The organism is Mycoplasma sp. CSL10137 (assembly GCF_017116845.1).
Taxonomy (GTDB): domain Bacteria; phylum Bacillota_I; class Bacilli_A; order Mycoplasmatales; family Metamycoplasmataceae; genus Mycoplasmopsis.
The window spans coordinates 113,162-125,032 of record NZ_JAFIRE010000001.1; the positions used below are offsets into that span (position 1 = coordinate 113,162).

Here is an 11,871-nt window from a genome sequence, read left to right on the forward strand (position 1 = left end):
TTTTAAGTAAAAAACTATATATTATATAATTAATAAAAATATTTATATTTAAGGAGTAATATGAAAAAAGTAGTATTAATCGTTATTGATGGTTTAGGTTTAAGAAAAGAAACACAAGGAAATGGTTTCGCATTAGCAAATACACCTACTTTTGATAACTTATTTAAAAATTATCCAAATTCATTGATACAAGCATCAGGTCAATATGTTGGGTTACCTGAAGGACAAATGGGTAATTCAGAAGTTGGACATTTAAATATTGGTGCCGGTACAATTGTTTATACTGGATTATCACTTATCAAGAAAGCTTTAAATGAAGGTACATATAAAACAAACAAACAGTTTGTTAAAGTATTTAATGATGTTAAGGAGAACGATTCAACATTACATTTAATGGGCCTTTTATCACCTGGAGGTGTCCACTCATTAGAAGATCATTTATTCAAATTGTTAGAAGCCGCACATGAATTTGGATTAAAAAAAGTTTCTGTTCACGTTTTTGGAGATGGTAGAGATGTTGCACCTCGTTCAATTAAAGAATCTTTAACAAAATTATTGGAATTAACTGACAAATTTGGTTATAATATAGCTTCTATTTCAGGAAGATTTTATGCAATGGATCGTGATTCTATGTTTGATAGAGTTGAAAAAGCGTACGACGCGCTTTTAGGAAATACAGATTCAAAATTTGATAATATTTTAGAATTTGTCGATAAACAATATGCTTCAGAAATCAGTGATGAATTTTTTGTTCCATCAATAAATTCTAACTTAAGCAAAGAATCTTTTGTTAAAGATGGTGATTCAATTATTTTCTTTAACTTCCGTCCTGACCGTGCAAGACAACTTACACATTTATTCGTTAATTCATCTTTATATGATTTTAAAGCAACTCACCAAGTTAAAATTAATAAATTTGCTTCAATGATGAAATATGAAGGAATTAACACAATTATAGCTTTTGATGAAATGGAAGTAAGTATGCCTATTGGTAGAGCTTTAGAATTAGCCGGAAAAAGTCAATTAAGATTAGCTGAAACTCAAAAATATGCTCATGTTACATATTTTATGGATGGTGGAAATGATATTGAATTTAAAAATTCAAAACGTATAATGGTTGATTCTCTTAAAGTTGAATCATATGCAGATGCTCCACATATGTCTGCTGAAAAAATTACAGATGAATTGTTGGCTAACGCATTAAATTATGATGTTACAATTATGAATTACGCAAACCCTGATATGGTAGGTCACACAGGTAATTTAAAATCTACAATAGAAGCAGTTTCATTTTTAGATTCACAAATTAAGAGAGTTGTGGATTGAGCAGAGGCAAATAATGTGACTGTATTTATTACAGCGGATCATGGTAATGCTGAAATTACAGAAGATCAAAATAATAAACCAGCAACAAAACACACAAGTAGTCCGGTTATGTTGATTACAACAGATAAATCACTTAAATTAAAAGATGGTATTTTAGCAAATGTAGCACCGACAGTTTTAGATTATATTGGCGTAGATAAACCTGTCGAAATGGATCAAGAATCTTTATTAATTAAATAAATAAAAATAGACTAATTTAATTTTGTTAGTCTATTTTTTATTATTTAATAATACTTGCTTATAGTCTTAATTTTCATAAATTATTTCTTTAATATTTTTTTACGTTTTTGTTTTTTGCATATATAATTTTACAAAAATAAAATGTAAAAAACTAAGGAGACATTAAAATATGAAATTTAATAAAAAATATTTTTGAATATTAAGTGGAACAACTTTAGCTTTAACAAGCATCATAATTGGTTCCGCTTTAGGAACAAGGAGTTCTAAACCTAAACAAGAAGAAAAAAATATAGAACAAGAGAGAAAAAAACAATCTAATAATAATTTAAAAAAGAATAGTTCAAATCAAAAAAATATAGAGTCTAAAAAAGAAAAACCAAATATTACAAATAAAACCAAAAACGAAAGAGTCATTGAAAATAAAATAGAGAATAAGAATAATCAAGAAGAGAGTCAAAACACATCAACACAAGCTAAATTTGAAATGAGTAATCTCGAACAAAAACAACCAAATAGAAAAGATGATTTATTTGATGTAGAATTTAAGTCATATAAAATTGCAAATAAACTTGGTTACCCTGCTTCTATTGCAAGTTTCACAAATAAGTCGACAGGATCTATTGATAAAGAATTTCTTTTAAATGATAATAATACTACTTACAATAATAGATGATCTAATTGACAAAATGTAAAAAGAAGTAAAAAAGATTGAGTTGGAATTATATTTGGTTCGGACAAAACTAGAAAAGAAGAAATGATTGATAGAGTTGAAATTATCTTTGGTAGAGATTTTCAATCTGATTTACCTAAAACAGATTGAGAATTACAATATTATCCAATCAATATAGATGATTCAGACCTAAAAAGTGGATGATGACATGCTGAAGATTGAACTGGTTCAAAATTATTAGATGATAATAATTGAAAGAATGTTGAACTTATAGATAACCCAAGTTTAACTAAATTTTCAGATAATCAAGATAAAGTAGTTTTTGACTTTAAAAAGGTGCAGGCTTATGCTGTTAGAATCAAAATGAATATAAAAGATGATAAAAAAGGTATTATCATTAATGAGTTTACTGCAAAAAGATCTAAATAACTCATTATTCTAATGACACTTATCAAAGTGTCATTTTTAAGTTCTTTTTACCTAAATTACTTTATTTTTAAAGTATAATTAGCTAATATGAATAATATTTTAAAATTTATTAGTAATTCTAAAAAACACTTAGTCAAAAAATATTCAATTTTGAATTTAAAGATTATCCTTAAAAAAATGTTTACAGCTGATATTTGTGAGTTTAATGAAGGTGTTAAAGAGTCTTTGTTTAATATTTTTAAATTTGAATATAAAATGTTATCTTGAGTTTTTTTAACTTCTACAATTTTAAGATGGATAGCTGTCTTAACAATGTTTATTGATCATGTTGGTCTTATTGCTTATCCGAATGTTGAAGAATTAAGAATTGTAGGAAGAATGGCGTTTCCTATATTTGCATTTTTATCGATTATAGCAATTAATTATTCACGAAGACCATTATATTACACTTTTAGATTTTTGTTTATGGGAACCATTATTCAAATCGGAATATTAATATTATCTAAAAACGGATTTAACGAATCGTTAAAACCTGGATATTTTAATATTATGTTTATGTTATTTTTAGGCTCATTTAGTGCTTATTTACATAGAAAAAATATTTATATTGGTTTAGTTTTCACTTTTTTAACTTTTGTTTTTCTTTTTTTAGGAGAATATAGTATTTCTAACATTGCAAGCACAAAATACTTATTTAGAATTGATTATCATTCTTATGGATATTTAATAATTATGATGTTTTATTATTCTTTTTTGATAGATAAATATTTTAAAAACCAATTGATATTTAAAATACTAGTAATATTACTTTTTATTGTTGTAAACGTAGTTTATAGCTACTTAAATTTAATATCTGAAATTCAAATTTATTCGCTAATAGATATACCGCTCTTTTTGTTCTATAGTTATAAAAAACCAATTAAATTTTGATTATTGAACAATTTCTTTTTACTTTCATATCCTTTAAGTTTTGTATTTCCTTTAGTTTTTATTTAATATTTTTATTACAAAAAACGCGAAATTATAACTATTTTAGTGTTTTTTTTTTTTTTTTTTTGGTTGCGTAGTATAATCAAATTATATACATACAAATTATTAAAGGAGAACATGGATTCAATTAAAACAACTAAGTTGGATAAAATTTTATTAATTTCACTAACCTTAATAATTACTATTTTTAGTGCATTTTCTATTGAAAACAAAACAATTATATGAGATTCTAATGTATCTGTTATTGTTAAAATTTTAGGAATAATAGTTGCTAGTTCCGCTATTTTTGGGGTTATTGCTACTTGGTGATTTTATACGAGAAAAAAATATGCATTTTTATTTGCTATATTAAATGCATTTTTATTTGGTATTTATTCTATTTCATTGAATTTAGTTGCGGACTTCATTATATATGTGGGGTTATGTGTTCCTACTTTTATATATTTAAGATATATAACTAAATACAAAAACAGAATTAAACAATATCGTTTTAATTGACTAACTTCGATTTTTATTGTTTCAATTTGAGTAATTAGTTTTATAGTTCTATATTTTACAATTCCACATTTAACATTTTTATATGGGAAAATGATAAAACAATCTTTATATTTCGAAAATAATTTTAATAATAAATTTTTAGGCAAAATTATTGCTATTTCTATAGATTCAACTTTATTAGTAGCTGTAGTTATGATGATTCTAGGAATGAAATCATCATGAGTAATTTGGCAAATTAAAAATATTTTATCAATTATATTTTTTGCCGGTATAGGTATTTTGAATTGAAGTGTTATTATTATAAATATATCTTTTTCAGTATTATCTTTATATATATTTATAAAAACTTTTATAAACAAAAAGCGAATTATAGCAATAACCGGTCCTGGTTGTTCTGGTAAAAGTACATTATTAAATAATCCTAAAATACAAAAATTACTTAAAGATTACAATATTTTACTCAAAGATGAAAGGTCATATTTAGATAATGCAAATATAAATAATAATGACTATATTAAAGCTTTATCTAATAAGGGTAGTTATTTTGATGCTGAAAAAATGTTTTTCGAGAGTCAAAAAAAGATAATAATTGAGTCTAATTTGACAAATTCTCATCAATTATTAGATCGTCATATGTCAGACAGTTTTTTACATGCTGATGTTTTGATTAAGGAAAATAAATTTACTAAATCTGAAAAAGAAAAGTGAATTAAAGAAAAAAGAAGATATAAATGATTTTTAATGAATAAACCTAAATTAGATCTACTAATAGTGGTTAAAGCACCGTGAGAAAATATTCGTATATGAAGAAAACTAGCTATTCGAGATAAAGACAAAACAAGAAGAAAATTAGAATTCGATAATCTGGAGTTATTTAAAAAATTTCGAGAGGAGTATGAAGTTAATGAAGAGTGATTAAAAATAGCGAAATTGAGTTCTAAGAAAATAATTTTTCTTAATAATAATATAGACGGCGATAAAGGTAAAGAAAAATTGGTAGATGAATTTTATATCATTCTTAAGCAATATTTAAAAATTTAATAATAATATTATTGCATTATGAATAAAATTAATTTGATACTTACTTGAGTTAGGTGAAAGGAATTTGACACTCTAATAAAGGAGTGTCATTTTTATGTCAAAACAATTTACATTTGAACAAAAACTTAAATATTGCAAAATTATTGAAAAAACTGATTTAAAAACTACATTAATACAATTTTAATAGATAATGAAGAAAGATATAAATGCTATTGAGATTTAGATAAAAAACAAAAGAGAAATAGAAGACCAGATCGTTATGGTTATACACTACTTAAAAAGTTGTATAAACGTTATAATATGGGTATGAATGAATTAAAAGCTAAAAGTTGAAAAAGGCCTTGAAGACCTAAAAAGTTAAAATTACCGACCTAAATAAGGATGAACTTGAATTATATCATGAGTCTATTGAGGAATTATTTAAAGCTAAAGGAATCAATTGTAATGAATTATGAAAAATAATAAAAGATAAAATGCAAAAAGAAATCAAGTTCAAACTTTAATATTTCAAAACTTACGACTTTTGTAAATATTTCAAGAACAACTTTTTATTATGAACAAAGATTAAGAATAATCAAAGAGAAATGAAATGTAAATATCAAGTTAATAAATTGAATTTTAGGACAAGGTAAGTTAATTGGAAATGTAGTGGGTAGGACTAAAATATACGATCATTTTATAAAACTTTTTAACACTAATAAAAGGCTTAGAAAACATTTTAAGGAATATAAGCATAACATTACAGAGTACGAATTCATACTATCATACGAAGCATCTAAATATAAATCACAAGCATATATAAAAGGTAAGCGAAAATGACCAAAAGAGCACAAATATAGGGATATTTGCGCGTATAATGAAATTAAAAATATAGTTGATTTTAAATTTGAAACAGTATGGACAACAGATATTAAATATATAAAAATTAAAAATAAATACTATTACTTACACGTTATTAGAGATCACGAAACAAATATGATTTTAAATTGAAATTTACAAGATATTAGAACTGCTGATGATACTATAATGCTATTAAACCTAAATATTTTCATACAGATCGTGGTGTAGAATATGCTAATCTTGATGTTAAAAATTACTTAGCAAAAAGCAAAATAATTCAAACAATGTCAGCTAAAGGTAACTCATTCGAAAATAGTGGCTCAGAATATTTATTTGCAAATTTAGAAAGAGAAAAAATAAAGTTAAGAAACTTTAAAAACTAAATTATTTAAGTGTTTATAACGAGATAAATAAATATTTTGTTTATTAGAATTTCACACGATTACAAAAAATATAGATTATAAAACTCCGTTTGAAGCATTTAAAGAAGAAGGTTTTAAATTTCTAAAAAATTATTTAATTCAATTAAATTTTATAATTACTTATTTTAACAATTCGAATATAAATATTAATAACAAACTTTTTAGAAATAATTAAATAAAAAATATAATTTATGTTAAACCGTTTATAAGCCAAAATAATTTTTAATTAAATAAATTAAAATTAAAAACTCATATCAATGAAAATCAATATGAGTTTTGTGTCAAATTTTAGTCACCAAAATTACAAAGCAAAAATACTAATTTTTTTAAATAAATTTAAGATTTTTTAGTCATTAAGATATAATAAAAATACCAAGCACGAAAGTGTTGCGCTTGATATTTCATTTTAGGATATTTTTGTTTTAAAAATATTCTAAAATGAACTTTTTAATTTGAATTAGTATTTTTATAGTCATTTATTAATATTATTAAAAATATGGTGCTTTTTGTAAAGTAAGATTGATTTAATAACGATTAAAATAACTTAAAATAAATTATTTATCTAGATATAAATATCATTCGAACCCATACTAGAATTCAAATTCAACTTCTTTTCTTGTAACTATCATTTTAGCATTTAGTATTTTCTCATTTTCTTTTGCATTTTTGATATCGGAATAGTTTTGAAATAAAAATTTTGATATTTTATTCATTACTAATTCATCAAGGTTGTTGATTATACCACGAGCACCCATTAAATGATCAGCAGTATCTTTGATTAAATCAGTTAATGCATCGATTGAATCTTTGTAAGAAATTTCTACATTATATTGATCTTGAACTTTACTAAATAGGTTTTTTAATTTAGAATGTATTATTGTTTTTATGATTTCGTATTTGTAAATAAAGTTAAAAGGCACAACATTTTTATCGCCTATACGGTTTAACAGTTCGGGTCTATTCATATTTTCGATAAAATGTTTTTTAACCTCTTTAATGAATTGTTTTCTAACTGCGGGTTCATCTTTAAAGTCTGCTGTTATTTCTCTAGTACCTATATTTGAAGTAAAAATAATAAATGTTTCGGAAAAATCAATCAATTCTCCCTTGGATGAAGTTAATCTACCATCTTCTAATATTTGTAAGAATTTGTCTAAAATTTTAGGATGTGCTTTTTCAATTTCATCAAATAATAGTATAGAAAATGGATTTTCTTTGACTTTGTTAGTTAGTTCACCTCCAGAATCATAACCAACATAACCCGGAGGAGCGCCAATAAGTCTTTGATCTGAGTGTTCATGATTATATTCAGACATATCAAATCTGATTAATTTTTTTTCGCTTCCAAAAACGAATTCAGCAAGTGTTTTTGATATTTCAGTTTTACCAGTTCCTGTTGGTCCTACAAAAAACAGTATTCCTTTTGGTTTACTCATAGATTGACTATACATTAAACCGTTTAATCCTAAAAATGAGTTAGTTAAAACATTATGTATTTTATCAATTGCATAATCTTGACCTTGAACTCTTTTTAAAAAGATATTTTTTAAATTTTTAATTTTTTCGTAATCAATTTTTTCTCATTCAGACTCTTTTTGATTGAATGTAGCCAAATTATACCTATTAACAAATGATTGTTTATTATCTTTTATTCTTGCTAATTGCAGTATTTCAATACATGTTAAACCATCAGTTAATGCAACTGCTTTATTTAAAGTTTTGCCTTTGATATTTAATTCTTTCGAATCTATAGTTTTAAATTCTCTACTGTTGTATTTAATTATATTTTCACGTTCTTCTATGTTAGGTTTTTTAATATTAACCTCAGCGTATTCAATATTTTTGTTGTAAATATCTGTAATCAAATTGTGTGAATCTCTCATTATTAAGACTAATTTATCTTGATCATCTAACCTACCATAATCACTTAAATAATTAATTTTTTTATCGTTATCTAAAAATCTTGATATTAAGTTTACTAAATTATCAAGGTAATTATTTTGGTTATTTTGGTTGTTGAAAAAACTATCAGCAAAATTTATTACATAAATACCCGGAGTGTGTGTTCCATCCTCGTCATCTTTAGTTTTTTTAATTATTTCAAGCATAAATTCGTTTATATCATCAATATTATCAATGGTATTATATGTATCACGCCCTTTTTGATCTAATAAATTTAAAGCACCATAACCAGGAGTAAAATATTCTGCTCTTTGATATTTGTTTTTAATTGCGAATTGTTCCAAAACTCCCTTTAAATCAGTACTTACAAGATTATTTTCGTCATCTATAAAAGTATATAAATCATTTACATTACCAACAATAGAAATAATATTTTTTTGAGATAGTTTAATATTTAAATATTCTAAAGATTTTTTCATTATTTATTATTCACTTTCATTTTTTGTGCTTTTGTTAAAGGCCTAGCACCTGAAATGCCACGTGTAATAAGTTGTGAATGTTTAAAGTAACCATATTTTTTTAAGTCTTCTTCAACTGATTCGGCTAAACTTCAACACATATGTCCTTCATAATCGCCAATATCATAACTTACAGTTCCTTCTAAGTTTAAAGTTAGTGCAATAGTGTTATTTTTTAAAAGAGGATTTTTGAATTTTGATATAAATGAATATTTTGGCTTGAGTTTATTTTCCGGATCTGTTTGCACTATAAATTCAATACTTTTATGTTTGTATTTATACTTTTTAAAGATTTCTAAATAGGTTTTATTTTTCTTAAGAGCTTCATTATATTGGTTAATAATTTCCTTTACATATGGTGCGTAATCTGATAATTCTTGGTAGTTATTAATGAACATAAATTCATTGAGTAATGACCCTTTTAATTTGGAATCTATGTCTTGCTTTAAAACATAATTCTTTAATTCTTCTTTTAAATATGCATGTTTTTCATCATCTATTTTTTCTTGTTTTATGATTGCTAACATGTTTTTAAAATTATCAGGGTTTAAACTCATATTTTCATTTTGAATTCTTTGTAAAACTATTTTAGATAAAAAACCATTTTCTAAAATTAAATCATTTACTTCACGAGTTTTTTCTTCCATTATTTGGTCAAAAGAAACGTCAATGCTCATATTCTGAACTACTTTTAATAACCTACTCTTTTCGATGTTATATTTCTCAACTACAGAATTATAACTTTCTGCATATTCACCAGTTAAATTACCTATTTTTATAAGGTTATTTTCTACAGAATTAATTTCGCCCATAACTTTATCAATTTCATTTTTTACTAAATTTGAACTAGTAAAATTTTTCAATTGCTGTAAGTTATCTTTAATGTCTTGAATTTCTTTTTTCTCTGTTTCTATATTAATTTTAAACTGAATAAATGCGGCGTGACTCATTAATTTCTGCCTCCTGATTTTGTTTCTTGTTTTTTAATAACTATTTTTAAGTTTCTTGATGCTTCAATTACATTATTTTCGATATCTCTAATTTCATCTAGTGTAAGATTATTAATTTTATTCTTAAATTCTTTAGTTTCTGTATTATGACTAGCAGGATTCAATAATTCACTAATTATTTTTTTTATGTATTTTAGTTCATTAGTGTTTTTGTATTGAGAAAGTGTTTCTGATAAACTTTGGAATATTTTACCATCTAAACCTAATTCTTTTTCCAATTCAACTCTAATATATCTTAAAAGCGATATTTTAAGTTCGAATATAGAGCCTTTTAATATTTCTTTGATATCTTTTATGTTTTTTTCAAAAGATGTATAACCAATTATTTGACTCGTTTTAACTGGGTAAATTTTTATTGTTAAATTTTCATAAAACTTTATGTAATCATCTTCTAGAATATTGTTATTTTCATTATACTCTTGTTCATTAAAATGTTTATTCTCTAAACTAACTTTATATTTATAAATTTCATCTGATTTTGTATAAAATTCTTCAATATACTTTTCTATATCTCATTTTTTACCGAATAAATATTTATTTCCGTCATATTTAAAGTTTATTTTTTCATTTAATTTATTTCATTCGTTAAAACCGTTATCAACTAATAAATCGTATAAATTAGTTGAAAAAGCGTTGAAATCTTTTGTTTTATACTCATTTGTTTTAGATAATATTTCTAATATATCTGTAGATTTAATGTATGGAATTTTATTAATCATATTTTTAGCATGATTGTAATCCAATTTATCAATTAGTGATAAGTTAGTCAAAAATCAATCATTAAAGTTAGGATTATCAATAATTTTATTCATATTTTGCATTAGTAATTTAACTACGAATGAACTATATTTTCTATTTTCTAATGTTATATTTTTACTTGAACTAAATAGTTGATCAATATCGACCGATTCTTTAACAAACCCAATAACGTTATCTTTTAAATCATAAAAATTAATTTCGAACTCACTTAAATAAATGTAAAACATATTTTTGTCACTGTCCACAAGTATTTTTTGACCAAATAATGACTCTAAATCTTTTTCTTCCTCAGATCATTTCTTTTTAGTTATTTCATTATTTAAGTTGACTGAAAAGTAATTTGTATTGCTAGCTTTTAATTCAAAACTATTTTTAAGACTTTCTATTTCTTTTGTGTTTAAAAGTTGTTTAATAAAATTTTTAATTTCAATAATAGGTTCAATATCTTCATCGACGTTTAAACCACTTACTTTTTTTAGATATTTTCTTGTTGCTAATTCACTGGTGGTAATGCTATTTTCATCAATTGAAAAACTAAAAGTACTTTCGGATCAGAAAATATCGTTGATATTTATTAATTCATTTTTCGCTTTTTTGTTTAGTTTATAATCAACAAAAATTTTGTTTTCATTATAATCATTATCTTCAAATTCAGTTTTTATTGAAGAGAGCAATGTAGAATCATAAGTATTATTATAAATACCATAACTATCTAAATAAATATAGCTTCCGTCATTTTTATTATCTAAATTAATTGAATTATTATCAATAATGTTTTCTTCTAAATTAATCAAATTTTTAACAAAAATTAAATTACGGTCAAGTGTTTTAGATTCTAAACTAATAAAATTATCTCTATCAAATTCTTTTTCAATAGTTGAGTGTATTATTCTACCATTAATTCCAAGTTGACTAATGTACATTTTTTTAATATCTTCAACACTTAAAGATATTGGTTTTGAAAAAAGAATAACTTTATTGTTGATCAATTCCGCGAATTTCGCTAAAGCAAATTCTAAAAGTTTATCTTTTTTAATACCGGTAATATCACTTATAAAGTCAGTAATTGTGTAATTTATATATTTATCTAAATTATAAAGTAGATGAATTATAAAGAAATTTTGTAAATCATTTGATTTTTCTGACTTCTTAAAATGTGCTTCAAATAATACCTTTATTTCAGGTATTAAAAGATTGGTTTTAAATGTTTCCTTCATCGTTTGCCT

8 protein-coding genes are annotated in these 11,871 nt (G+C 23.7%); 5 read left to right on the plus strand and 3 right to left on the minus strand.

The features are described from left to right. Positions 1 to 60: 60 nt before the first annotated feature. From gpmI to JXZ92_RS00370, 5 genes are all read left to right on the plus strand, one after another. Entirely contained in the window at positions 61 to 1,566 is a 1,506-nt protein-coding gene (gene gpmI, locus JXZ92_RS00350; protein WP_205851779.1) for a 2,3-bisphosphoglycerate-independent phosphoglycerate mutase, read from the plus strand. A 169-nt stretch (positions 1,567 to 1,735) separates the two neighbouring features. Next, positions 1,736 to 2,665: a hypothetical protein gene (locus JXZ92_RS00355; protein ID WP_205851780.1), complete on the plus strand. Its 930-nt coding sequence runs from the start codon at positions 1,736 to 1,738 to the stop codon at positions 2,663 to 2,665. Between the two features lie 87 nt (positions 2,666 to 2,752). After that, the gene (locus JXZ92_RS00360; RefSeq protein ID WP_205851781.1) at positions 2,753 to 3,661 is read left to right on the plus strand and encodes a TraX family protein; all 909 of its coding nucleotides are present in this window, start codon (positions 2,753 to 2,755) and stop codon (positions 3,659 to 3,661) included. Positions 3,662 to 3,772: 111 nt separating this feature from the next. Further along, positions 3,773 to 5,194: a nicotinamide mononucleotide transporter gene (locus JXZ92_RS00365; RefSeq protein ID WP_205851782.1), complete on the plus strand. Its 1,422-nt coding sequence runs from the start codon at positions 3,773 to 3,775 to the stop codon at positions 5,192 to 5,194. 648 nt (positions 5,195 to 5,842) lie between these two features. After that, entirely contained in the window at positions 5,843 to 6,262 is a 420-nt protein-coding gene (locus tag JXZ92_RS00370; protein ID WP_205851783.1) for a hypothetical protein, read from the plus strand. Positions 6,263 to 7,046: 784 nt separating this feature from the next. Here JXZ92_RS00370 and JXZ92_RS04040 read toward each other — a convergent pair. The 3 genes from JXZ92_RS04040 to JXZ92_RS00385 are packed head-to-tail and all read right to left on the minus strand — an operon-like array spanning position 7,047 to position 11,862. Further along, a complete protein-coding gene (locus JXZ92_RS04040) occupies positions 7,047 to 8,837 on the minus strand; it encodes an AAA family ATPase (protein ID WP_205851784.1) in 1,791 nt (596 codons plus the stop codon). Beyond that, positions 8,837 to 9,826, minus strand: a complete 990-nt coding sequence (locus tag JXZ92_RS00380) for a hypothetical protein (protein WP_205851785.1) — start codon at positions 9,824 to 9,826, stop codon at positions 8,837 to 8,839. Before JXZ92_RS00380 ends, JXZ92_RS04040 begins: the two co-directional genes overlap by 1 nt. Next, positions 9,826 to 11,862 (minus strand): hypothetical protein, encoded by a 2,037-nt coding sequence (locus JXZ92_RS00385; RefSeq protein ID WP_205851786.1) that lies wholly within the window; start codon positions 11,860 to 11,862, stop codon positions 9,826 to 9,828. The genes JXZ92_RS00380 and JXZ92_RS00385 overlap by 1 nt, the downstream gene beginning before the upstream one ends. Positions 11,863 to 11,871 lie beyond the last annotated feature (9 nt).